The 22328-nt window shown below is 68.3% G+C and carries 23 protein-coding genes; 8 read left to right on the top strand and 15 right to left on the bottom strand.

Features of this window, described 5'->3' with window-relative positions:
* Positions 1 to 46 precede the first annotated feature (46 nt).
* Entirely contained in the window at positions 47 to 568 is a 522-nt protein-coding gene (locus MJO54_RS04885) for a pyridoxamine 5'-phosphate oxidase family protein (RefSeq protein WP_240175727.1), read from the top strand.
* A 16-nt stretch (positions 569 to 584) separates the two neighbouring features.
* Here MJO54_RS04885 and MJO54_RS04880 read toward each other — a convergent pair whose 3' ends face one another.
* The 6 genes from MJO54_RS04880 to MJO54_RS04855 form a co-directional block, all read right to left on the bottom strand.
* Positions 585 to 1796, bottom strand: coding sequence for an acyl-CoA dehydrogenase family protein (locus MJO54_RS04880; protein WP_046285944.1), 1212 nt, complete (start codon positions 1794 to 1796; stop codon positions 585 to 587).
* Positions 1797 to 1905: 109 nt separating this feature from the next.
* Entirely contained in the window at positions 1906 to 2268 is a 363-nt protein-coding gene (crcB, locus tag MJO54_RS04875; protein WP_064887778.1) for a fluoride efflux transporter CrcB, read from the bottom strand.
* The gene (locus tag MJO54_RS04870) at positions 2265 to 2615 is read right to left on the bottom strand and encodes a putative PII-like signaling protein (protein WP_046285942.1); all 351 of its coding nucleotides are present in this window, start codon (positions 2613 to 2615) and stop codon (positions 2265 to 2267) included. Before MJO54_RS04870 ends, crcB begins: the two co-directional genes overlap by 4 nt.
* Complete coding sequence (locus MJO54_RS04865; protein WP_064887780.1) at positions 2612 to 3013, bottom strand: fluoride efflux transporter FluC; 402 nt, start codon at positions 3011 to 3013, stop codon at positions 2612 to 2614. The genes MJO54_RS04870 and MJO54_RS04865 overlap by 4 nt, the downstream gene beginning before the upstream one ends.
* Entirely contained in the window at positions 3006 to 3422 is a 417-nt protein-coding gene (locus MJO54_RS04860; protein ID WP_065040663.1) for a nuclear transport factor 2 family protein, read from the bottom strand. Before MJO54_RS04860 ends, MJO54_RS04865 begins: the two co-directional genes overlap by 8 nt.
* 16 nt (positions 3423 to 3438) lie before the next feature.
* The gene (locus tag MJO54_RS04855) at positions 3439 to 7725 is read right to left on the bottom strand and encodes an HAD-IC family P-type ATPase (protein WP_434085442.1); all 4287 of its coding nucleotides are present in this window, start codon (positions 7723 to 7725) and stop codon (positions 3439 to 3441) included.
* 208 nt (positions 7726 to 7933) lie between these two features.
* Between MJO54_RS04855 and MJO54_RS04850 the strand changes: the two genes are divergently transcribed.
* Both MJO54_RS04850 and MJO54_RS04845 read left to right on the top strand, forming a co-directional pair.
* On the top strand, positions 7934 to 8320 hold the full coding sequence (locus tag MJO54_RS04850) for an ArsR/SmtB family transcription factor (RefSeq protein WP_046285806.1): 387 nt from the start codon (positions 7934 to 7936) through the stop codon (positions 8318 to 8320).
* 67 nt (positions 8321 to 8387) lie between these two features.
* Complete coding sequence (locus tag MJO54_RS04845; protein WP_046285794.1) at positions 8388 to 10715, top strand: arylsulfatase; 2328 nt, start codon at positions 8388 to 8390, stop codon at positions 10713 to 10715.
* 230 nt (positions 10716 to 10945) lie between these two features.
* Here MJO54_RS04845 and rpsR read toward each other — a convergent pair whose 3' ends face one another.
* From rpsR to rpmB, 4 genes are read right to left on the bottom strand one after another with little or no spacing between them, the layout of a single operon-like run.
* Positions 10946 to 11209 carry a 30S ribosomal protein S18 gene (rpsR, locus tag MJO54_RS04840; RefSeq protein ID WP_046285795.1) on the bottom strand — a complete coding sequence of 88 codons (264 nt, stop codon included), beginning with the start codon at positions 11207 to 11209 and terminating at the stop codon, positions 10946 to 10948.
* Positions 11210 to 11515 carry a 30S ribosomal protein S14 gene (gene rpsN, locus MJO54_RS04835; protein ID WP_046285796.1) on the bottom strand — a complete coding sequence of 102 codons (306 nt, stop codon included), beginning with the start codon at positions 11513 to 11515 and terminating at the stop codon, positions 11210 to 11212.
* A 3-nt stretch (positions 11516 to 11518) separates the two neighbouring features.
* Positions 11519 to 11683: a 50S ribosomal protein L33 gene (gene rpmG, locus MJO54_RS04830; protein ID WP_024441797.1), complete on the bottom strand. Its 165-nt coding sequence runs from the start codon at positions 11681 to 11683 to the stop codon at positions 11519 to 11521.
* Positions 11683 to 11919 carry a 50S ribosomal protein L28 gene (rpmB, locus tag MJO54_RS04825; RefSeq protein WP_046285807.1) on the bottom strand — a complete coding sequence of 79 codons (237 nt, stop codon included), beginning with the start codon at positions 11917 to 11919 and terminating at the stop codon, positions 11683 to 11685. The genes rpmG and rpmB overlap by 1 nt, the downstream gene beginning before the upstream one ends.
* 101 nt (positions 11920 to 12020) lie before the next feature.
* Between rpmB and mrf the strand changes: the two genes are divergently transcribed.
* Together mrf and MJO54_RS04815 are read left to right on the top strand one after the other, a co-directional pair.
* Positions 12021 to 13211 (top strand): ribosome hibernation factor-recruiting GTPase MRF, encoded by a 1191-nt coding sequence (gene mrf / locus MJO54_RS04820; RefSeq protein ID WP_240175725.1) that lies wholly within the window; start codon positions 12021 to 12023, stop codon positions 13209 to 13211.
* The gene (locus MJO54_RS04815; RefSeq protein WP_046285798.1) at positions 13208 to 13468 is read left to right on the top strand and encodes a type B 50S ribosomal protein L31; all 261 of its coding nucleotides are present in this window, start codon (positions 13208 to 13210) and stop codon (positions 13466 to 13468) included. Before mrf ends, MJO54_RS04815 begins: the two co-directional genes overlap by 4 nt.
* Positions 13469 to 13480: 12 nt before the next feature.
* Here MJO54_RS04815 and MJO54_RS04810 read toward each other — a convergent pair whose 3' ends face one another.
* The 4 genes from MJO54_RS04810 to MJO54_RS04795 all read right to left on the bottom strand — a co-directional run bounded on the left by MJO54_RS04810 (position 13481) and on the right by MJO54_RS04795 (position 17163).
* Entirely contained in the window at positions 13481 to 14797 is a 1317-nt protein-coding gene (locus tag MJO54_RS04810; RefSeq protein WP_259602796.1) for a flavin monoamine oxidase family protein, read from the bottom strand.
* A gap of 72 nt (positions 14798 to 14869) precedes the next feature.
* Positions 14870 to 15499, bottom strand: coding sequence for a TetR/AcrR family transcriptional regulator (locus MJO54_RS04805; protein WP_046285799.1), 630 nt, complete (start codon positions 15497 to 15499; stop codon positions 14870 to 14872).
* Between the two features lie 33 nt (positions 15500 to 15532).
* Positions 15533 to 15919 (bottom strand): DoxX family protein, encoded by a 387-nt coding sequence (locus MJO54_RS04800; RefSeq protein ID WP_046285809.1) that lies wholly within the window; start codon positions 15917 to 15919, stop codon positions 15533 to 15535.
* A gap of 32 nt (positions 15920 to 15951) precedes the next feature.
* Positions 15952 to 17163, bottom strand: coding sequence for a TetR/AcrR family transcriptional regulator (locus tag MJO54_RS04795; RefSeq protein ID WP_046285800.1), 1212 nt, complete (start codon positions 17161 to 17163; stop codon positions 15952 to 15954).
* A 118-nt stretch (positions 17164 to 17281) separates the two neighbouring features.
* On the opposite strand from MJO54_RS04795, the gene MJO54_RS04790 reads away from it, so the two are divergent.
* The 3 genes from MJO54_RS04790 to MJO54_RS04780 are packed head-to-tail and all read left to right on the top strand — an operon-like array spanning position 17282 to position 20985.
* A complete protein-coding gene (locus tag MJO54_RS04790; RefSeq protein WP_046285801.1) occupies positions 17282 to 18058 on the top strand; it encodes an enoyl-CoA hydratase in 777 nt (258 codons plus the stop codon).
* Positions 18055 to 19584 carry a fatty-acid--CoA ligase FadD5 gene (fadD5, locus tag MJO54_RS04785; protein ID WP_064887798.1) on the top strand — a complete coding sequence of 510 codons (1530 nt, stop codon included), beginning with the start codon at positions 18055 to 18057 and terminating at the stop codon, positions 19582 to 19584. The genes MJO54_RS04790 and fadD5 overlap by 4 nt, the downstream gene beginning before the upstream one ends.
* A 39-nt stretch (positions 19585 to 19623) precedes the next feature.
* Entirely contained in the window at positions 19624 to 20985 is a 1362-nt protein-coding gene (locus tag MJO54_RS04780) for a TIGR01777 family oxidoreductase (protein WP_046285803.1), read from the top strand.
* On the opposite strand, the gene MJO54_RS04775 is transcribed toward MJO54_RS04780, so the two are convergent.
* Complete coding sequence (locus tag MJO54_RS04775; RefSeq protein WP_240175724.1) at positions 20975 to 22318, bottom strand: cryptochrome/photolyase family protein; 1344 nt, start codon at positions 22316 to 22318, stop codon at positions 20975 to 20977. The genes MJO54_RS04780 and MJO54_RS04775 overlap by 11 nt on opposite strands.
* Between the last annotated feature and the right edge of the window lie 10 nt (positions 22319 to 22328).

The following is a 22328-nucleotide window of genomic DNA, read 5'->3' as shown; positions in this document are numbered from 1 at the left end:
CGCAGCTGGGGCGGCCCTGTCGGACGTCACAGCTAGCCTGCGGGGCATGGAACTGAATCCCGGCCCCGCCGCGACACGTCCCGTCCTGCCGGAGGGCTACGGGTTGCCGAGTTCGACAGAGGGTTTGTTGAGCTGGCCAGAAGTCGAACAGCACTTGACTGTGTCACAGCACTATTGGCTGACCACGGTGCGCCCGGACGGCACCCCACACTCCGTGCCGCGTTGGGGTGTGTGGCTCGACGGCCGGTTCTATTACGACGGCGCACCAACCACCCGCCACGCGCGCAACCTGCAGGACAACCCGGCCTGCACCCTGACGCTGGAAAGCGGTACGCAGGTGGTGATCGTCGAGGGAGTCTCCACCGCGACCTCGGCAGACCCCGGCGACCTCGGTGCCCGGTTGGCGAGCGCGTTTGAGAAATACCATCCGCAGTACGCTCCCGCTGCCGATGCCTGGGCGGGGCCGGACGGCGGCGGGCTGCGGATGATCATCCCGCGGCGGGCGCTGGCCTGGTTCGCGTTCCCGACCGACTGCACCCGCTTCGTTTTCTCCGGTCACACGCCCTGACGTCGGAGCCGGGCCGTCAGCGCAGCGGCAGGCCGGTCAGCGCTCGCGCGATGACCAACCGCTGGATCTCGCTGGTGCCTTCGAAGATGGTGAAGATCTTGGCGTCGCGGTGCATCCGCTCGACCGGGTAGTCGCGGGTGTAGCCGTTGCCGCCGAGGATCTGGATCGCCTCGTCGGTGACGTAGACGGCGGTCTCACTGGCGAACAGCTTGGCCATCGAGCCCTCGGCGTTGTCGAAGGCCTTGTTGTTGCGCCCCATCCACCCGGCCCGCCACACCATGAGCCGGGCGGCGTCGATGCGACTCTTCATGTCGGCCAGCTTGAACGCCACGGCCTGGAACTCGCCGATCTTGCGCCCGAACTGCTCACGCTGGCAGGCGTATTCGAGGGCGTACTCGTAGGCCGCGCGGGCCACCCCGACCGCCATCGCGCCGACGGTCGGTCGGGTGCGCTCGAAGGTCTTCATCGCCGCCTGCCCGCCGGCCGAGGCGCCGGACTTGACGCGGGCGACGCGCTCTTCGAACTTCTCCCGACCGCCGAGGATCATGTCCTCGGGCAGGCGGACGTTGTCCAGGACGATCTCGGCGGTGTGCGAGGCCCGGATGCCGTGCTTCTTGAACTTCTGCCCCTGCGCCAGGCCCGGAGTGCCGGGCGGGATGACGAAGCTGGTCTGGCCGCGCGAGCCGAGCTCGGGATAGACCGAGGCGACCACGATGTGCACGTTGGCGATGCCGCCGTTGGTGGCCCAGGTCTTGGTGCCGTTGAGCACCCATTCGCGGGTGGCTTCGTCGAAGCGGGCACGGGTCCGGATCGCGCCGACGTCTGATCCGGCATCCGGTTCCGAGGAACAGAAGGCCCCGAGCTTGGGGTCATCGGCGGTGCCGAACATCTCGGGCAGCCATTGGCCCAACTGCTCGGGAGTTCCGTTGCCTGCCAGGGCCGCTGCCGCCAGGCCGGTGCCCAGAATCGACAGTGCGATGCCGGCGTCACCCCAGAACAGCTCCTCGAACACCGTAAGCATGCCGATCCCGCTGGGTTCGGCGGCCTGAGTGGCGAACAGCTCCGGTGAGTACAGGCCGATCTTGGCCGCCTCCTGGATAACCGGCCACGGCGTCTCTTCCCGCTCATCCCATTCGGCGGCGGCCGGGCGGACGACCTCGGCGGCGAACTGGTGGACCCAGTCCCGCACCTCGATCACGTCATCGCTGAGCTCTATCGAGAACGACATGGCTACTCCTGGAAAGGATGGGGCGGGCACCACCGGACACTGTCGGCACGATTGTGGCACTTCATGCTGGAAGCGGTTCGGCAGCGTCGCCTAACCGTCACCGTCACGCTCAAATCGCTTGTGCCGCGACATTGCCGACGTAGTAGGCGCCCAGTCCGCAGGTCAAGGTGAGCACCAGATTGGCCAGTGCGTACAGTCGCGCACCCACGCCGGCCAACTGCAGGGTCTCGTAGGAGAAGGTCGAGTAGGTGGTCAGCGCGCCGCACAGACCGGTGCCGACCAACAGGTGCAGCCGTTGGTCGCCGGTGCTCGCGGCGCCCATGAGCACGCCCAGGACCAGACTGCCCAGCACGTTGGCGGTGAACGTTCCCCACGGGAAAGTGGAATCGTGGCGGGCTTGAACGTATCGGTCGGTCAGGTACCGCAGCGGCGCCCCCAGCGCGGCGCCGGCGATGACCAGCAGCCAGCTCACTGGCCGGCGGGGGTGCGCCCCACGTGGCGGATGACCTCGACCTCGTCCAGCAGGATCAGCCCCTCGGTGACCAGTTCGTCCAGCTCGGGCAGGAAAGCACGGATCCGCTCGGCGGCGTCGACGATGATGACCGAGACCGGTAGGTCCTCCGACATCGACAGCAGCCGGGTGGTGTGAATGGCCGAGGACGCGCCGTAGCCCTCGATGCCGCGAAACACCGAGGCACCGGCCAGACCGACTCGACGGGCCCGGTGCACGATCTCGCTGTACACGGGCTTGTGATGCCAGGTGTCGCTCTCTCCGAGAAACACCGTCAGACGCAAGGCGCGTCCGGTGAGCTCGCTCATGCTGTCCTCCTGATGATCAGACGACGGGTCAGGCTGGCAGCGGTCCAGGTCGCGATCAACACTGCCACCGGCGTGGTGATCAGGTAGACCAAGGCCCGGACCGGATGGCCGGCAGCGACAAGGGTGTCGACGTCGCCGGCGAAGGTGGAGAACGTGGTGTATCCACCGAGCACGCCGGTGCCCAGCAGCGGCCGCAGCAGGCGATGTCCAACCCACAGTTCGGTGATCGCCACCATCAGCACCCCCATCAGCGCACATCCACTCACGTTGGTTACCCATGTGGCCCAAGGAAATCCGCCGGCCGGGGTGGGCATTGCCAGCGCGACCCCGTAGCGCGCACCGGCGCCGATCGCTCCGCCCACGGCGACGGCTGCGACTACTGGTGCCTGCTCACGCACCGGAGCTGTCGTGTCCCTGCGACGCGGCGGCCTCCCGGGTGATCTGCTCGAACTGCTCCGCCATGGCTGCGGCCAGCGCGGTAGCCGCCGACAGCGGCCGGACCATCACGACGAAGTCGTCGATCTTGCCGTCGTCGTCGAAATGCAGGAAGTCGCATCCGGTGATCCGTTTGCCGTCCACCAACGCTTCGAAGATCAGGGCATGGTCGCGCCCTCCGGCGTCGCCGATCTCCCGCACGTAGTGGAAGTCCTCAAAGACGCGCATCACCGCGCGCAGGATGGCCGCGGTGACCGGCTTACCCGGGTAGGGCTTGAACGCCACCGGGCTGGTGAACACGACATCGTCGGACAGCAGCGCCTCGATTGCCGCGGTGTCACGGGCCTCGACGGCTTGCCGGAATGGGTGCATGCCACGCCTCCGCTGGTCAGTTGGTACGGCTGACCCTCACGGTAGACCCACCCACGGCCATCACCTCGGCGACCTCGGCGCTTGCCGGCCGCAGCACCTGCACCGTGGCCAGCGGGCCCGACGTGCTCTCGGTGCTGGTCTCCGAGGCCTCGCGCAGCCGGGCCGGCAGCACGTGCGGCGCTGCGGCGATCGCCAGGACGGCGGCGCCGGTGGCTCCCAGAGCCTGCGACCAACCCAGCGGTCCGACCGGGACACAACCCAGCAGCTGGCTGATTCCGGGCAGGCTGATCATCGCCGCGAACGCCGCGAACGAACCGGCGGCGGTGAGCAAGACCAACGGTGCGTGGGAGTCGACGAGGGTCTGGGCAAGCTCCGTGGTGACCAGGGTGATCAATGCGACGGTGGCGGCGCGTTGGGGAGCGCCCGGTAAAACAGAAAGGCGAGCCATCCCCCAGGCGGCGCTGGCCGCGGCCCCGGTGATCGCCCCGCGGACCGCGACGGCGCGCATCAGGCTGCGTTCGTCGATGCCGTGCACGACCCGATGCGAGGAGCCGGCGGGGGTGCTGACCGCGACCGCGGTGGCCGGCAGCGCGTCGGTCAGCATGTTCATCAGCAGCAGTTGGCGATTGTTCAGCGGCGATGTCCCCGACAGCGCGGTGCCGATGACGCCGAAGATCACCTCGCCGACGTTGCCGCCGAGCAAGCCGGTCACCGCCAACTGCACGCCGCGCCACAGTCGCTGGCCCTCGTCGATGGCATCCACCAGGGCACCGATGCGCCCGTCGGTCAACACGATGTCGGCGGTGAGGTGCGCCGAGTCGCTGCCGCGCGCAACCACACCGAGGCCCACGCTGGCGGCCCGAATCGCCGCCGCGTCGTTGGCGCCGTCACCGACCATGGCGCAGACCCGTCCGCTGCGCTCGAGGGTCTGCACCACCTGCACCTTGTTCTCCGGGGACATCCGGGCGAAGATCACCCGCTCGCCGACCGCGCGTTCCTGATCCTTGCGCGACAGCGCATTCCACTCCGCTCCGGTGATGACCTGATCGGCAGCGACCGGTACCCCCAGTTCCGCGGCGATCGCGGTGGCGGTGACGGGGTGATCACCGGTGATCAGCCGGATCCCGACGCCCCGGTCCGCGAGGTCGGCGAGCAGTTGCGGCGCTTCGGCGCGCGGGGTGTCGGAGATGCCGAGGAAACCGGTGAGGGTCAACCCAGCCCGGCACAACCCGGCGAGGGCGTCCGGGTCGTCGGCGAGCGACTTCACCTGTGCGGCCGTGAGCCGGCGCTGCGCCACCGCGATCACCCGCAGACCACCGGCCGCCAGTTCGGCGACCGGCGCGTCGCTGTCCGGCCCGAGGCCGGTGCAGGCGGCCAGCACCACTTCCGGGGCTCCCTTGATCATCAGCTCCTTGCCCAACACCGACGCCGAAAACGCCCGGCCGGAGCGGAACGGCAGGTGCGCGTCCGTGATGGTCCACAGCGGTGCCCCGCCATCGGATATCCCGGCCGCCGCCTCGGTGACCGCCTGATCGGTGGCATGCGCGTGCGGGTCCCCCTCGGGTGCCGGCGCCGCGTTGGCCGCGGACCGCAGCACGTCGTCGTCGCTGTAACCCGCGACCGGATACACCCGGGTGACCCGCAGCCGGTTCTCACTCAGCGTGCCGGTCTTGTCGAAGCAGACCACCTCGACCCGGCCCAGGGCTTCCACCGAGCGGGGAATGCGGACCAGCGCACCGGAATCGGTCAGGCGTTGAGCCGAGGCATGTTGGGCCAGCGTCGCCATCAGCGGCATGCCCTCGGGCACTGCCGCCACGGCGACCGCGATCGCGTTGCCCAGGGCCAGGCGCAGTCCCCCGCCGCGCAGCATTCCCAGCAGACCCACCATCAGACCGCCACCGGCGCTGGCCGGGAACGCGCGGCTCATCAGCTGGCTCAGCTGATGCTGCAGGCCGACCACCGGCAGATCCCCGGCGGCCAGCTCGGAGGCACGCCGGGCCTGGGTGTCGGCACCGACGGCGGTCACTACGGCGCGTGCGGTGCCGGCGATTACGGTCGTGCCGGCGTAGAGCATGCAGCGCCGTTCGGCGAGTTCGGCGCCGGGCAGCACAGCCGCGGTCTGCTTGTCCACCGACAGTGATTCGCCGGTGAGCGAGGATTCGTCGACCTCGAGGTCGGTGGCCTCGATCAGCCGCGCGTCGGCGGGCACGACCTCGTTGCTGCGCACCTCGATCACCGTGCCGGGGATCAGGCGGTCCGCAACGATCTCGGTGTAGCGGTCGGTGCCCGGCTCGACGGTGCGGGCGGGCGGAGTTTGTTGGGCCAGCAGCCGGTTCAGCCGGTTCTCGGCCTGCAGTTGCTGTGCTGCTGCGAGCATGCAGTTGCCGATCAACACGGTGCTGACCATCAACGCGTCCACCGGCGAGCCCAGCATTGCGGTGGCCACCGAACTGAGCGCCAGCACCGGCATCAGCGGATCCGACAGTTCGGCGCGCACCGCCTTGATGAACTGCCACGCCATGTGCGGCGGCGCGGCGTCGAGCTCGCCGGCGGCGCAGGCGGCGTCGGGAACCGGCAGGATCGTGCGCACCTCGTCGAGCGACATCGCATGCCACTGAAAAGCCGGTGCGGGTCGCGGCGCCGGGGTGCGAGCGACCTGGCGAGCCAGCAGGTACCCGGACAACAGTCCGGAGGCTGCCCCGGCGGTGACCGGACCAGGGCCCCGCCCACCCCGCACGCCAGGAACCATCAGCAGTGCACCGATCGTCGATGCGCCGGTGGACAGCGAGATGCCGCGCTGCGCGGCCGCGCGCGCCGCCGGTATCGCGTGCAGCACCCGCCAGGCGCCGGCCATGTCGGCCAGCAGCAGATCCGCTTCCCACGGCGGCGCCGTCGCCGCGTCATCGGGCAGGATCCCCAGGGCCACGTCGGCGCACGCGAGCGCCTGTGCGCCGGTCGACGTCAGCACCGCAACGGTGCGGCCGTCTCGCTGTCGTGCCGTCAGCGCCGCGGCCAGCGCCTGGTCGAATTGTCCGTCGTCGGCCCCGATAGCGACCGGCGCGAGCTCGTCGAAGGCGGGACGCAGTTCCCCGAGGGCCTCCACGTCGAGGGTGACCAGTTCCGCGCCGGAGGCGCGCGCCTCGGCCAGCAGCGCCGCAGCCAGTGGGTGACGCGCGTTGGCGGTGCAGAGCAGCCGCGGATCGATGAGGACGGAGTCGACGCGATCGAGTCGGCGCACGCCCTCGGGGCGCAACGGCAACGCCGAGTGCTGTTCGACCAACGCCCGGCTCAGGGTGGCCGCGAACGATTCGGTCGTGGTGCGCATGGCTTTCGGGCCGGCGACCACGGCTGCGGTGGCCGCCGTGGTGACGTTGCGGGTGAGCACTCCCACCAGGCCGGCACCGAACAACTGGACGTAGCCCGCTCGCCGTCCGTGCCGGTCGACCGCTCCCTCCGGGAGGGGCACCGGCCGCGAGGGCACGTGTAGCTGCGCCTGGTCGGCGTGCCGGGCCAGGTGCGGCTCGTGGCGGACCCAGGCCTGCGCCGCGGCCTGAGATTCAGCGGCTTTGACGCCTTGCAACGCCAAGTCCACGGCCAGCGTGGCCGGCGACAGGGTGGCGATCCGCGCTCCGGTGGAGATCAGCGACAGCACCGTGTCGGCCGGGCCACGGCCGATTCGTTCGGCGAGTTGCTGACGCAGCCACGGCTGGTAGTTGGCCAGCGCCGCGACGGCGTCGACGGTGATCGGCGCCTGGGGCAGCCGCAGCGCGCGCCCGGCGACTGCGATGGCCAGCCCGGCGGCATTCACGCCGACCATCACGCCCCGGGCCATCAGCAGCAACCCGTCGCCGGGCAGGACGGTAGCCGGTGTTGCGCCGGTCGGAGCCGGCGTGTCGTCGGAGCGGCGGTGGCCGCGTTCGACCCCGGCGATCAGGCGGCACAGGTCGTTGAGTGATACCTGCTCGCCGTCGACCGCGAGTTCCACCACGACCCGCGACAACGGGCGGTTCAGCCGCGCCGACACCACACCGGGTTCGGCGACAAGCGTGTCGAGCACCCGCTGCCCGAGTTCGGGGGATTCGCTCAAGCCGCGGACCTCGATCCAGGCGCGGTTCTCCCCGCGCCAGCATCTGCAGGTCAGCGTCGCCGTGGTGGATTCGCCGGAGAGCACCCGACTCGCTTCACGAACTGGCAGCGCCGCGACCTGCAGTCCGGCCGAGGTGATGGCCCCGACCGCCTCGGTGGTGGCCGATGCACTGCGGACGGCGGCGCCGACTACGGCTGAGGCTGCACGGAGTCCCAGGGTGGCCGGGCGCAGCAGCAACGAGGTCGGAATCAATTCGGCAGCAACCCATCCTGTGGTTCTGACAGCGGGTTTAAGTCACACCCGCCGGGCGGCCTAGGTGCCGCGGGATTGCCCAATTCTGGCGACACTTTGGCAATTGCGCAACTATGCGAATGTGTTGTTCGGCGAATCCCGCCATGGGGGTTGAGACAAAATGAATGCCGACATGGCTAAAGATGAAGAACGGCCGCCCGAAGAAATCAGTTCAGTCAACCGGCCCGACGAACCGACCCCACCCCAACTGGCCTCTGCCGCGAGCACATTCGCGCTGCTCAGCAGTCCGGCACGCCTGCACGTGATGTGGCTGGCCGCCCAGGATGCCTACGACGTGACAACGCTGGCGCGCCGCGCCGGCGTCAATGTCGCCACCATGAGCCAGCACCTGACCAAGCTGCGGCTGGCCGGGTTGATCAATGCACGGCGTGACGGGCGCCACCACATCTACACCGTGGATGACCCGCACATCTTGACCCTGCTTCAGCAGATCTTCGCCCACATCGCCCCGGACGGCAGCCTGGCGCCCGACCCGCCGCGAGGCGGTTCGAGTAGCTGAACGGTCGGCCGCATACGAGGATGTCTTCGAGGCCTTAGACGGTGCAGCCGAGGTAAGGAGACTGGCGTTGGGCGATCAGGTAGTGGCTCCGGTGTTGCCCAACGGCGCGGTGTTGCCTTTCCCGCCGGTCGGCTCGGGCAGTGTCGCAGGCCGGACCCTGCAGGAGTCGACCTACAGTCCGCGGTCGACCCCGCAACGGCTGCATTCCGATGCACCCAATGTGGTGATCGTGCTTATCGACGATGCCGGCCCCGGGCTGCCGTCCACGTTCGGTGGTGAGGTGAACACCACGACCCTCGACCGGATCTGCAGCCAAGGCGTGTCCTACAACCGGTTTCACACCACGGCCATGTGCTCACCGACCCGGGCGTCATTACTCACCGGACGCAATCACCACGAGATCGGCAACGGCCAGATCGCAGAATTGGCCAACGACTGGGACGGCTACGTCGGCAAGATCCCTGCGTCGAGCGCCACGGTGGCCGAAGTGCTCAAGCAGTACGGTTACGCCACTTCGGCTTTCGGGAAGTGGCACAACACTCCCGCGGAGGAGACCACCGCAGCCGGCCCCTTCGAAAACTGGCCCACCGGTTTGGGTTTCGAATACTTCTATGGATTCTTGGCCGGCGAGGCATCGCAGTACGAGCCGAACCTGGTTCGCAACACCACCGTGGTGGCCCCACCGAGGACACCCGAAGAGGGCTATCACCTGTCCGAGGACCTGGCCGACGACGCCATCTCCTGGCTGCGCCGGCACAAGGCCTTCAACGCCGGCAAGCCATTCTTCATGTACTGGGCCAGCGGGTGCCTGCACGGCCCGCACCACATCATGAAGGAGTGGGCGGATAAGTACGCCGGCAGGTTCGACGACGGCTGGGACGCCTACCGGCAGCGGGTGTTCGAACGCGCCAAGGCCAAAGGCTGGATTCCGCAGGACTGTTCGCTCACCGAACGCGACGAGACCCTGACCGCCTGGGACGACATCCCCGAGGATGAGAAGCCGTTCCAGCGACGCCTGATGGAGGTCGCCGCCGGCTACGCCGAACACGTCGATGTCCAGGTCGGACGCATCGCCGACGAGCTCGACGCGCTGGGCTACGCCGACAACACCCTGTTCTTCTACATCTGGGGCGACAACGGCTCCTCCGGCGAGGGCCAGAACGGCACCATCTCGGAATTGTTGGCCCAGAACGGGATTCCCACCACGGTCCGCCAGCACATCGACGCCCTCGATGAACTCGGCGGCCTGGACGTGTTGGGTTCTCCGCTGGTCGACAACCAGTACCACGCGGCGTGGGCCTGGGCCGGCTCCACTCCGTACAAGGGCATGAAACTGCTGGCGTCACATCTGGGCGGCACCCGCAACCCGATGGTGGTGCGCTGGCCGGCGAAGGTCACCGCCGACCCGGCGCCGCGGCCGGTGTTCCTGCACTGCAACGACGTCGTGCCGACCATCTACGAAGTCGTGGGTATCGAGGCACCGATGACAGTGCACGGGCAACCGCAGATGCCGCTGGCCGGAGCGAGCTTCGCCCGCACCCTGACCGACCGGAATGCGCCCGGCGGCAAGAAGACCCAGTACTTCGAGATCATGGGCAGCCGGGCCGTCTACCACGACGGGTGGATGGCGTCGGCTCGCGGCCCCCGGCTGCCGTGGGTGCCCGGCCAACCGCCGGGTATCGCCACCTGGACCCCCGATGACGATGCTTGGGAGCTCTACAACCTCGACGAGGACTGGTCACAAGCGCACGACTTGGCCGAGCAGCTCCCCGAGAAGCTTGCCCAGTTGCGCGAGATGTTCATGGTCGAGGCGGCCCGCAACGCGGTGCTACCCGTCGGCGGTGGCTTGTGGGTGCCGGTCTATCACCCGGAGCTGCGCATCGCCCCGCCCTACACCGAGTGGGACTTCACCGGCGACACCGTGCGGATGCCCGAATTCTGCGCGCCCGCGCTCGGCAACAAGAACAACGTGGTCACCATCGACGCCGAGATCCCGGCCGACGCCAACGGTGTGCTCTATGCCCTCGGGGCCGGCGCCGGCGGCCTGACGTGCTACTTCGACGACGGCTATCTCTGTTACGAGTACAACCTGTTCATCCTGTCGCGCACCAAGATCCGCACGGCGGGCAAAGTGCCGCCCGGCCGCGCCACGATCACCGTGACCACGCAGTACGCAGAACCGCGCCCGGCGGGACCGCTGCACATCACCGTGGCGGTCAACGGCGACACCGTTGCCGAAGGGCAGGTGCCCGTCAGCGCACCGCTGTTGTTCACCGCCAACGACTGCCTCGACATCGGCACCTGCCTGGGCTCACCGGTATCCCTGGACTACCGGGCACGCGCACCATTCCCATTCGAGGGCCATATCCACCGGGTCCACGTCGCCTACACCTGACCGACTGCCGCCGATCGCAGTGACGACGATCACAGACCAAAGTCCCGAGATGGCGTGATCGGCAACACTTTTCCCTTTTTTACAACCGGCGGCTGTATAGCGTCTCGACCCATGAAAGACCCAGTACTTATCCTTCCGGTGCTCGCCGGAATCCTCGGGCTGCTCGTCTTCGGATTCCTAGCCCTAGAGGTGGTATTCCACATCGGCTGAGCCGCGGAGCCCTCAACCGATCACTCGGCAACGACACCCGGATACGGCAGCAGCGCCATTTCCCGCGCGTTCTTGATAGCGCACGCGACCTGGCGTTGCTGACGAACGGTGAGTCCGGTGACGCTACGCGAGCGGATCTTGCCGCGCGGAGAGAGGAAGATGCGCAGCGTGGCGGTGTCTTTGTAGTCGACCGCCGTCACGCCCAGCTTGGCCAGCAGATTCGGCTTGGCGGACCTGGCCGTGCTCCGCGGAACACGCCGCGACTCTTTGGGTTTGATCGCCATCTACCAGCTCGCCTTCCGGACGCCGGGAAGGTGGCCCTGGTGCGCCAGCTGGCGCACGCGCACTCGCGAGAGTCCAAACTTGCGCAGGTAGCCGCGGGGACGCCCGTCGGCGTTGTCGCGGTTGCGCAGCCGCACCGGGCTGGCATCGCGCGGTTGGCGAGCCAGTGCGCGCTGGGCGGCCAATCGCTGTTCCGGGCTGCTCGACGTCGAACGAATGACTTCTTTGAGCTCAGTGCGCCGCTCGGCGTAGCGGGCCACCAGCGCTCGGCGCTGCTCGTTCTTCACGACCTTGGATTTCTTGGCCATGACTCAGCGCTCCTCCCGGAAGTCGACATGGCGACGGACGACGGGGTCGTACTTGCGCAACACGAGGCGGTCGGGGTCGTTGCGCCGGTTCTTGCGGGTGACGTAGGTGTAGCCGGTACCCGCGGTAGAGCGCAGCTTGACGATGGGACGAATGTCGGTGCGCGCCATCAGATCCGCTGCCCCTCGCGTCGCAGCCGGGCCACCACGGCCTCGATGCCGTCCCGGTCGATGACCTTGATGCCCTTCGCGCTGACCCGTAGCCGGATCCGGCGGTCCTGCGACGGCAGATAGTAAGTCCTGACCTGGATATTCGGCGACCAGCGGCGCCGGGTGCGGCGGTGCGAGTGCGACACCGCATTCCCGAATCCGGGCACCCGGCCAGTGACTTGGCAGCGTGCAGACAACGGAACCTCCTCAACCTTATTGAAAATGATTGTCGACAAGCGATGCGCCGAACGCTACCGTAGAGACGGCCTTAATGACAATGATTTTCAATAGGAGGGTGATGCGGACTCCGGCGATCCTGGTGGCCGGGCAGTACGGCACCGACGCAGCGACCAAAGCCCTGCAGGACAAGACGGGCACCGTGACCGTCGCCTATGGCCTGGACGGTCATGTGGTGGTTCGCGAAACCACCAGCACGACAGCGGCCGCCACGACGTTAGCCCTGGAATTGGCGCACGGCTGTGTGTCGTGCACGCTGCGTAATGACCTGCTGGTGCTGTTGCGGCGACTGCACCGGCGCGCCGGCGTTGAGCGCATCGTCGTGCAGTTGCCCGATTGGCTGGAGCCGCAGCCCATCTGCTGGGCGATCCGCCACGTGCGGGTCCACGTCGGACCGGGCTACATCGACGGCCCGGCCGGTCGTGACGTGAGCGTCGCCGCGGTTGTCACCTGTCTCGATGCCGCGGCGTGGCTGCCGCAAGCACTCGGCGACGACGAACTCGACGACGGCCGCACCGTGGCGCAGGTGGTGGTCGGCCAGGCCGAATCCGCCGATGCCCTGGTGGTTTACCACCCGGACCCGACCGCGCTGGCGGTACTGCGCCGGTTGGCTCCGCTGGCACGCATCACCGCCGGCACCGACCGCCTCGAACAGGCACTGACCCATCTCGACGACGGCGCCCGCCGCGGTCGCGGCGATGATCCGCACGCCCCGTTGCTGGCCGGTCAACCGCCGCTACGGGCCGAGGGCCCGGTTGAGCTGATCGAATTTCACGCCCGCCGGCCGTTTCACCCCCAGCGCCTACACACCGCCCTCGATGCCCTGCTCGACGGCGTAATCCGGGCGCGCGGGCGGCTGTGGCTGGCCAACCGGGGCGAGCGGGCGATCTGGCTGGAGTCGGCGGGCGGTGGGTTGCATACCTCCGCGGTCGGCAAGTGGCTGGCCGCGATGACGGCCGAGGAGGCCGCCCGCGTGTCGCCCGAACGCCATGCGTTCGCCGATCTGATCTGGGACCACCGCTACGGCGACCGGCACACCTCGCTGGTGATCCTGGTCTGCGGCGCCCGCCCCGAGCAGATCCGCGAGGCGCTGTCGGAGGCGCTGCTCACCGACGACGAGCTACGCAGACCGAATCAGTGGGCCGACTTCCCCGACCCGTTCGGCGACCACCACCAGGATCCGTGCGACGAATCCTCAACGGCCACCGCCGACCTTTCCCTGTACCGCACCCGCGACGGAGACCAACGATGAGACCCGGCATCCACCCCGACTACCACCCCGTCGTCTTCCAGGACGCCACCACCGGCCAGGCGTTCCTGACCCGCTCCACGGCGACCAGCGACCGCACCATCGAGTGGACCACCCCGACAGGCACCCGCCGCTACCCGCTGGTGATCGTGGAGATCAGCGCGGCGTCGCACCCGTTTTGGACCGGCAACAGCCGGATCGTCGACTCCGCCGGTCAGGTCGAGAAATTCCGCCGCCGCTACGGACAACGCCAGATCTGAACTGGCAGAACGTCACTGGGAACCCGATAGCGACTCGATCACTTCACGCGCCACCCGGGTGCCCGATTCGATGGCGCCCTCGAGGTAACCCGCGTGGTCGCGCGCCGTCTCGGAACCCGCCCAATGAATGTCGCCGGTCGGGGTGCATCCGATCGGCGGGATTCCGGCGCTGGTCCCGGGCAGGGCCAGAGCGAGGTAACCGCCGCCGACGTATTCATCGAGGTGCCAGGACTTTTCATGCCAGCTGGCCGGTTCGAGCACGTCGGGTCCGACGTAGCGGGCCAGCGCACCGAGCACGGCATTGCGCCGCTCGACGGCATCAAGTCGATCGAGCTCGCGCGCCTCTGGTCCCCCCACAAGGACGCACAGGTGTCCCGGACCACCAGGCGCGCCGGTGTCGAACACCGCCCTGCCTGGCCTGTCCAAGACCAGGAACTCACCGCCTGCCCGGTCTCTCCAGAACGGGCGCGGATAGACCGCCACACCCTTGTACACCGAACCCATATAGGTTTCGGACGCCAATGCGGCAGGGTTAGGCGGGAGTGGCGGGTCGTAGGTGATCCGTCCGGCAAGCGGCGGCGGAACCGTCACAATGACTTTCGCGGCACGGATCTCACCCGCGGTTGTGCGGATGGTGACACCCTCGCCATTACGCACGATCGCCGTGACCCGGTGGCCGGGGAGCACTCGCGAACCGAGTTCGGCGGCAAGGCCCTCGATCAGCGTGCCGATCCCCTCGGCGATCAAGGACTCCTGCGCGCCGCCGGCCGTCGCCAACATGGTCCGCAGTCCGCCCTGGTGGCGAATGCACTGCGCCATCGCATGAACGGAGAAGCGGTCAAGGTCAGCGGTCCATGAGATGTATGCCAGCACTTCGAGCAGCCGACGAGCACGTCCCGGCACTCCGCGCAGCCAGGCCTCGACCGTCGTGGCGTTCCACCGTTGCGTCTTAGCGATACGGGACCACACTTCGACGGCGACGAGAACGAGCCCGGCCGCCAGCATCGACGGACCCGCGGCGCGCAGCCGGCGCGATCCGTCGACCATGACGGGCAATGGCCGGGTGTGCATCGCGAACTCCGTGGCGCCCAACTCGGAAGCCAGCGCCTTGATTCGGTGGTGGTCATGGCCGATCCACTGACCGCCGAGGTCCACTCGCGAGCCCAAGGCGCTTGTCTCGGTCATGGCCCGTCCGCCAAGCCGGTCCGCGGCCTCGACAACGAGCACGTCGACACCGGCACGGTGCAGATCGCGGGCAGCCGTTAAGCCGGACATCCCCGCACCCACCACGACCACCGTCGTGGACACCGCCGCGCCGCCTGTCGTCACGCCTCACAATCTAAGTCGGTCAACCGACCGAGTCAAGGATTCGGGCTGCCAGTCAGACAGCGGTCGAAGGAATCAGCCGGCGTGGTGCGGGCGTGTGCCAATGGGCTGCGGATCAGCGAACTGCACGACCATGTCGACGGCGTGGTCCAGATCGCGCCTCGCCCGCTCGGGGTCCGGGTTGGTCACGTACTGCACGATCAGGCCGTCCACCAGGGCGAGGGCGAGCCGCCCGAGGCTGTCGAAATCAACGGCGCAGCGCTCCCCCGCCGTTTGCGCGGCCTGGTCACAGAAGTCGGTGACGAGCGCGGTGTAGCGCTCATATTGCAGCTGGGCCAGACCACCCGAGCCTTCACTGCGCACCGAGTACATGGCCAGCTCGTACTGCATGATCTGCAGCCCGGTGTCGCTTTCGACCAGCGTGCTCCAGAAGTTCGTCACGCCTTGGCGAAGCGCGTGGGCCACTCCCCGGTCGAGCTGCAGATCGGTGCGCACCGCGTCCACGACGTCGTCCATGACCGCGGCGATCACCGCCCGCAGCAGCTGGTCCTTGGAGGGAAAGACATAGTGCAACGTGCCCAACGGGATCCCGGCTTCAGCGGCCACCCCGCGCAACGTGGTGCCGGCTACGCCGACTTCACTGAGCACGCGCATCGCGGCCGCGACGATCTGCCCCTCGCGCTCGGTCGCCTTGATGTAGGCCACCCATGCCTCCTGAATCCACCGGCGCAGATCGGACTAACCGGCGCGCCACACCCGCAGTGCCGCGATGATCATCGGAATCTGCAGCGGCAGGCGGGCGATCGCCCCCGCTCTCAACCAGGGCTTGCCCCAGAACAACCGGACCGAATGGATATTCGCCGGGTACACCGCAACCAACAGCGCGGCCGCGGCCAGCCCGGCTTTGCGGCGGGTGCGCGGCGACAACAGCAGGGCACCGATGACCAGCTCGGCGACTCCTGAGGCGTACGTGTACATCCGGGCGCTGCCCGGCAGCTCCGGCGGAACGATCGCGTCGAACGGTTGGGGGAACACGAAATGCCCTGCCCCGGCACCCAGCAGCAGCCCGGCCAGCCCTCGCGCAGCGGTAGCGGCACTTCGCTGTCCCGATGGTGTGGCAGTCATCGTTCGATCGTAGCCAGCGCAGTCGCGCGGGATCACCGGATGCCGCTGCCGAAAAGCACCGCCGCCATCAAGGCATGGATCCGGGACCGCTGTTCGTCTCGATCATCGAAGTTAACCATGCGTCCTATATCGACGACTAGAGCAAGCGCGGCATGGACACGGAACACCGCTTCGGTGTCACCTGCGCCGACCTGCCTCACCAGATGCGCCCATTCGTCGACGTTCTGCCGCTGCAGACCGCGCAGTTCGACCTGATCGGGCTCGGGCAGGTTGGCGAACTCGGCGAAATAGATGTTGATCAGCTCGGGCGCGGCGAATGCCAGTGCGGTATAGCGCTCGGCGATGCGCAGAGCCGCCTGCTGCGGACTGGTCGATTCGGCCAGGGAATCGGTGATGGCCATCAGCACCCGGCCGTTGGCCCGATGGAAGGCGACGGCCAGCAAGGCGGCCTTACTCGGGTAGTAGCGGTAGGCGCTGGAGCCGTTCAGTCCGGCGGCGGTGGCGATCTCTTCGATGCTGACTTCGTAGAAGCCGCGCTGGCCGAACATGCGGATGGCCTCGGCGAGCAACCGTTCCCGCTTGGACGTGCTGGGCAGGCCCCGGTCCGGCCGGCGCGGCGCGGGGCCCGACGGCGCCGGCGGCAGCTCGAGGGTGAGCACCGCCCAGCAAAGCTCGCCGAGCAGGTCCGCAAGCGCAGCGGCAGGCAAACGTGTTCGGTGCGCGGAGATGCTGCCGATGACGCTCAGGGCCGCAGCGGCCAGGATCGCGGTGTCGGCCTCGGGGAGTTCCGGGCGCAGCACCGCCAGTGGTTCGGCGATCGTGGCGTTCAGCGCGTCGTAGCCGGCGCGAATGTCCTTGCGGTCCGGGGGCTGCAGGTAGCGCCGTTCCCACCGGTAGAACGCGCCCTCGCGTCGGGTCCCGATCGTGGTCTCGATCAGCGCGGCGGTGATCGCGCGCAACCGCTCCGCCGCCGGCCGGCTCAGATCGTCGGCGGATCGGGCTGCGGTCACCAGGACCCCCGCCGTGTACTGGGCAGTCGCGACCAGTAGCGCGTATTTGTTGGCGAAGTGCCGATACAGCGCAGGGCCGGAGATACCGACCTCGGCGGCGATCTCGTCGACGCCGACCGCGTGGTAGCCGTGTTCGCTGAACGCGCGGGCTGCGGCGCGGACGATCTGCGCCTTGCGGTCCTTGGGGCGGCGCTGCACCGCAGTCGGCGATCCCGCAGCCATGGACGCAGCCATTCTCACCCCCCGTGTTGACTGTTGGACCCGCCGCCCATACGTTAACCACAATTTACGTTTTCATCCACGGAGGAAGTGACGTGTTGCAATCCCGGTTCATCGAAGGGCAGGTCTGACCGTGTCCGAGAACACCGCCAAACTCACCGCGACCCGCGACGGTCGGGTGCTGCGGGTGACGATCACCAACCCCGCCCGGCTCAACGCGATCGACTACGCCACCATGGCGGGCCTCGGTGACGTCATCGCCGGCGCCGCCGACGACCCCGGTGTGCGGGCCATCGTCATCACCGGCGAAGGCAAAGCTTTCTGCACCGGCGCCGACCTGTCGGCCACGGCCGGCGGCGTCAGTCCCGAGGAAGTGATGGACTGCGCGTCCCGGTTGGTCACCTCGGTCGCCGAGACTCCGGTGCCGGTGATCGCGCGGATCAACGGGCCGGCCGCCGGTGTCGGGGTAGGTCTGGCGCTGGCCGCGGATCTGATCTACGCCGCCGAGAGCGCCTACTTCCTGCTGTCATTCACCAACATCGGCCTGATGCCCGACGGCGGCACCACCGCCCTGGTCGCGGCCGCCGCCGGGCGGGCCGTTGCCAACGAGATGGCACTGCTTGGTGAGCGCCTGTCGGCGACTGCCGCCCGCGACGCCGGCCTGATCAACGCGGTGCTCGGCGAGGCGGAGTTGGACGCCCGGGTCAACGAGGCCGCCGAGAAGCTGGCCCACGGACCGCGTCGCGCCATCGAATTGACCAAACGCGCGCTCAACGCCACCAACCTCGCATCGCTGGACGCTGCGCTGGCTCGCGAGAAGGCCGGCCAGGTGGAGCTGCTGGGCTCCCCCGACTTCTTCGAAGGCGCCGCCGCGATGCTGCAGAAGCGGAAGGCGGTGTTCGGCGAATGATTGCTCAGCCGCTGCGGTCTCGCCGCAACCACTGGATGAATCAGGTGGCGAACCACGCCGAGATGCGTCCCGACGCCGTTGCCTTCCGCTGTCGGGGTAACGACACCACCTGGCAACAGCTACACGATCGCTCCGAGCGCCTGGCCGGGGCACTGTTCCGGCGCGGCATCTCCTTCGGTGATCGCGTGCTGATCGTGATGCTCAACCACACCGAATACATCGAGGCGACCTTGGCGATCAACGCCCTGGGCGCCATCGCCGTACCGGTCAACTTCCGGCTCACCGACCCTGAGATCAGCTACATCGTCTCCGACAGTGGCGCCAAGGCGGTCATCACCGATCAACTGCTCGCACCGCTGATCGAGGCCGTCCGCAAGAACACCCCCGGCCTCGATGTGGCCGTGGTTCTCGGCGATGACTACGAATCGCTGATCGCCGAGCCCGGCGACCCGCACCCCGGCGCCGATGTCCCCGAAGACACCCCGGCGCTGATCATGTACACCTCGGGAACAACCGGAAGTCCCAAGGGCGCCATCCTGTCCCACTCGAACCTGTTGGCCCAGTCGCTGACCTGCATCCAGGCCCTGCAGATCAGCCCAGACAGCGTGTACTTCTGCGCCGCACCGATGTTCCACATCGCCGGCCTGGGCAGCATTGCACCCAACCTGATGCTGGGCACCAAGACGGTGATTCACCCGCTCGGTGCGTTCAACGCCACCGACACCCTCGACGCCTGGGAGAGCGAGCGCGCCACCTCGGTGTTCCTGGTGCCGGCGCAGTGGCAGGTCATCTGTGCCGATCCGACTGTGCGGCAACGAGACCTGGCCCTCGAGGTGATCAGCTGGGGGGCGGCGCCGGCGTCCGACACCGTGCTGCGGGCCATGGCGGAGACATTCCCGGACGCGCTCAACGTCGCGGTGTTCGGCCAGACCGAGATGTCACCGATCACCTGCGTGCTCCAGGGCACCGACGCGATCCGCAAACTCGGCTCGGTGGGCAAGGTGATCCCGACCATCTCGGCACGGGTCGTCGACGAGAACATGAACGACGTGGCGCCCGGTGAGATCGGCGAGATCGTCTACCGCGGGCCGACCATGATGCAGGGCTACTGGAACAAACCCGAAGCGACCGCTGAGGCGTTCGCCGGCGACTGGTTCCACTCCGGTGATCTGGTCCGCGTCGACGACGAGGGTTTCGTCTACGTCGTCGACCGCAAGAAGGACATGATCATCTCCGGCGGCGAGAACATCTACTGCGCCGAGGTGGAGAACGTCCTGTTCGAGCACCCACTCATCCAGGAGGCCGCCGTGATCGGGCGTGCCCACGACAAGTGGGGCGAGGTCCCGGTGGCCATCGTCGCCGTAGCAGCCGGTGAGGTACCGCTGACGTTGGAGGACCTCGAACCGTTCCTCAACGAACGCCTGGCCCGCTACAAGCACCCGAAGGAGCTGGTGCTGGTGGAGGCCCTACCGCGAAACGCCAGCGGCAAGGTGGTCAAGCCGCAGCTGCGTAAGCAGTACGGCTAGCAGCAGCGGCGGACTGCTCGATCCAGGTAGCGTCGGGACATGGGTCTGGTCTATTCCAGCGAGATCGAGGCACCGCGTGACGAGGTGTTCGCCTGGCACGCCAGACCAGGAGCCTTCACCCGCTTGAGTCCGCCGTGGCAGGCGATGCGCTTGCGACGCGAAGCCGAGTCCCTGCGCGACGGAACCGCCGAGCTTGCCCTGCCCGGCGGGCTGCGCTGGGTGGCCGAACACCAGGCGAGCGGCTATGACCCGCCCCGGCAGTTTGCCGACGAACTCGGCAGCCGCGGCCTGGCATCGCTACCGGCGAGGTTGGTGATGAAGTGGCAGCACATCCACGAGTTCGACGAGCTCGGCGACGGCCGGACGCTGATGACCGACCGGGTGGACACCACGGTTCCCGGAGCGCTGCTACGGCCGATGTTCGTCTATCGGCATCGCCAGCTCGCCGATGACCTCGCAGCACACCAGCGCGCCAAAGCCCATGGCCTACAGCCCCTTACCGTGGCGGTCAGCGGCGCGTCCGGGCTGGTGGGTTCGGCGCTGACGGCGTTTTTGAGCACCGGGGGCCATCGGGTGATCCGGCTGGTGCGGCGCACCGCGGGCAATCCCGACGACCGGCAGTGGAATCCCGACGATCCGGCTCGTGATCTGTTGGCCGGCGTCGATGCGGTGGTTCATCTGGCCGGCGCGTCGATCGCGGGACGCTTCACCGCCGAACATCGCCGGGTGATCCGCGACAGCCGAATCGGCCCGACGCGCAAGCTCGCCGAGCTGGTCGCCGAGACTGGGCCTACCGCGTTGATCTGCGCCTCGGCAGTCGGCTATTACGGCTACGACCGTGGCGACGATGTTCTCACCGAAGACAGCCAACGAGGCGACGGCTATCTGGCCGAGGTCGTCGCCGACTGGGAGGACGCCCTGGCGCCGGCCGAGCAGTCCGGGGCGCGCGTTGTTCGTGTTCGCACCGGCATTGTGCAGTCGCCGCGCGGCGGGACGCTGCGGCTGATGCGGCCGCTGTTCGCCGCGGGTCTGGGCGGCCGGTTGGGCAGCGGCCGGCAGTGGCTGTCCTGGATCGGGATCGACGACTTGATCGACGTCTATCACCGGGCCCTGTGGGACACCGGACTTTCCGGACCGGTGAACGCCGTTGCTCCGCAGCCGGTACGAAACAGCGACTACACCAAGGCCCTGGGACGCGTGTTGCGCCGGCCCACCATTCTTCCCGTGCCGGGCCTGGGGCCGCGCCTGCTGCTCGGCGCCCAGGGCGCGCGTGAGCTTGCCTGCGCGAGCCAGCGCGTGCTGCCGGCGCGCCTAGGCGAGGCCGGGCACCGGTTCCGTGCCCCCGAACTCGAGCCGCTGCTTCGGCATCTGTTGGGGCGTGCCGGTAGCGCTACGTGCTGATCCGCTGATACCGGCGCAGCGCCTCGGCTCGCTCGCGGCCGTGGTCGACGATCGGCTCGGGGTAATCCGGTGGGCGCGCTTGCCGGACCAGATGGGCATCGGTGACATCGGCCAACTCCGGAACCCAGCGACGCACGTAGGCCCCGTCGGGATCGAATTTTCGGCCCTGCAGCGTCGGGTTGAATACCCGGAAGTACGGCGATGCATCGGTGCCGGTCCCCGCGCACCACTGCCAGCCGTGTTGGTTGTTGGCCAGATCGCCGTCGATCAACTGATCCAAGAACCAACGGGCACCCCATTGCCAGGGCAGGTGCAGGTCTTTGACCAAGAACGAGGCCACGATCATGCGCGCGCGGTTGTGCATGAATCCGGTGGCGAGCAGTTCGCGCATGCCCGCGTCGACAAGGGGAAAGCCGGTTGTCCCGGCCTTCCAGCGCTCGAAGAGCCGTTGGGCCTGCGCATCGGAATCGGTCTGGATCGAGTCGAACTCGTTGTTCCAGTTTTGCCAGGCACTGCGTGGCCAGTGGCGCAGTACCGCGGCGTAGAAGTCCCGGAAAGCCAACTGCCGCAGATACGCTGTCGCTCCCGGACTGTGCGGGTCGAGATCGGCGGCCATGGAGCGCGGGTGGATGTTGCCGAATTTCAGGTAGGCCGACATCCGGCTTGCCCCGTCGCGGCCGAGTAAGTCGCGGTCCTGGTGGTAGCGGTCTAACCCGTTGGCCACAAACGCTTTCCAATGGTCACGCGCGGCCACCTCCCCGGCCGGCAGATCGGCGTGCCCGAGGTCGGGGATCTCCACCGGTTGCGCGGTCTTGCTGGACAGTTCTGTGGAGTCGATCCAGTGCGGCGGTTCGGGCCGCGACAGTGCGGGACGGCGCCAGCCGTGTTCGCGCCACCGCCGAAAGAATGGTGTGAAGACCCGATAGGGGCTGCCGTCGTCTTTCACAACGCGGCCCGGTGAGACTAGGTAGGGAGAACCGGTGGCCACCAAAGGGATCTCGCCGAGGGCGGCTTGGACCTGCTCGTCACGGCGGCGCCCGAACGGTGCGAAATCTTCCGATACATGCACGGCCGTCGCCGAGATCGCCGCCGCCAGCTGCGGGATCCGCTGCTGTGGGAGCCCGCGAGTGATCAGCAGCCGGCCGCCGAGGTCGTCGCGGAGATGGCGCAGACAGTCACCGAGGAACTGCAGCCGGCGCTGCCCCGACGAGGCCTCCAGCCGCGGGTCCAGAACAAAACAACACAGCACCTCGGGGCCGTCGGCAACCGCCGCTGACAGGGCCGGCAGATCGTCTACCCGCAGATCACGGCGATACCACAGCAGGGCCGGCATTCGGCTGGGC

The organism is Mycolicibacter virginiensis, assembly GCF_022374935.2.
In the GTDB taxonomy this organism is placed as follows: domain Bacteria; phylum Actinomycetota; class Actinomycetes; order Mycobacteriales; family Mycobacteriaceae; genus Mycobacterium; species Mycobacterium virginiense.
Note: the sequence above shows the minus strand (reverse complement) of the source record. Positions and strands in the feature narration are given on the sequence as shown.

What these genes read in the sequence shown, in the direction of transcription:
- MJO54_RS04860 (WP_065040663.1), bottom strand. Translation starts at nt 3,422, where the DNA reads ATGCACCCATTCCGGCAAGCCGTCGAGGCCCGTGACACCGCGGCAATC.
- rpsR (WP_046285795.1), bottom strand. Translation starts at nt 11,209, where the DNA reads ATGGCGATCAAACCCAAAGAGTCGCGGCGTGTTCCGCGGAGCACGGCC.
- MJO54_RS04775 (WP_240175724.1), bottom strand. Translation starts at nt 22,318, where the DNA reads ATGCCGGCCCTGCTGTGGTATCGCCGTGATCTGCGGGTAGACGATCTG.
- MJO54_RS04850 (WP_046285806.1), top strand. Translation starts at nt 7,934, where the DNA reads ATGGCTAAAGATGAAGAACGGCCGCCCGAAGAAATCAGTTCAGTCAAC.
- mrf (WP_240175725.1), top strand. Translation starts at nt 12,021, where the DNA reads ATGCGGACTCCGGCGATCCTGGTGGCCGGGCAGTACGGCACCGACGCA.
- MJO54_RS04870 (WP_046285942.1), bottom strand. Translation starts at nt 2,615, where the DNA reads ATGAGCGAGCTCACCGGACGCGCCTTGCGTCTGACGGTGTTTCTCGGA.
- rpmG (WP_024441797.1), bottom strand. Translation starts at nt 11,683, where the DNA reads ATGGCGCGCACCGACATTCGTCCCATCGTCAAGCTGCGCTCTACCGCG.
- MJO54_RS04800 (WP_046285809.1), bottom strand. Translation starts at nt 15,919, where the DNA reads ATGACTGCCACACCATCGGGACAGCGAAGTGCCGCTACCGCTGCGCGA.
- MJO54_RS04795 (WP_046285800.1), bottom strand. Translation starts at nt 17,163, where the DNA reads ATGGCTGCGTCCATGGCTGCGGGATCGCCGACTGCGGTGCAGCGCCGC.
- MJO54_RS04780 (WP_046285803.1), top strand. Translation starts at nt 19,624, where the DNA reads ATGGGTCTGGTCTATTCCAGCGAGATCGAGGCACCGCGTGACGAGGTG.
- MJO54_RS04815 (WP_046285798.1), top strand. Translation starts at nt 13,208, where the DNA reads ATGAGACCCGGCATCCACCCCGACTACCACCCCGTCGTCTTCCAGGAC.
- fadD5 (WP_064887798.1), top strand. Translation starts at nt 18,055, where the DNA reads ATGATTGCTCAGCCGCTGCGGTCTCGCCGCAACCACTGGATGAATCAG.
- MJO54_RS04880 (WP_046285944.1), bottom strand. Translation starts at nt 1,796, where the DNA reads ATGTCGTTCTCGATAGAGCTCAGCGATGACGTGATCGAGGTGCGGGAC.
- rpsN (WP_046285796.1), bottom strand. Translation starts at nt 11,515, where the DNA reads ATGGCCAAGAAATCCAAGGTCGTGAAGAACGAGCAGCGCCGAGCGCTG.
- MJO54_RS04885 (WP_240175727.1), top strand. Translation starts at nt 47, where the DNA reads ATGGAACTGAATCCCGGCCCCGCCGCGACACGTCCCGTCCTGCCGGAG.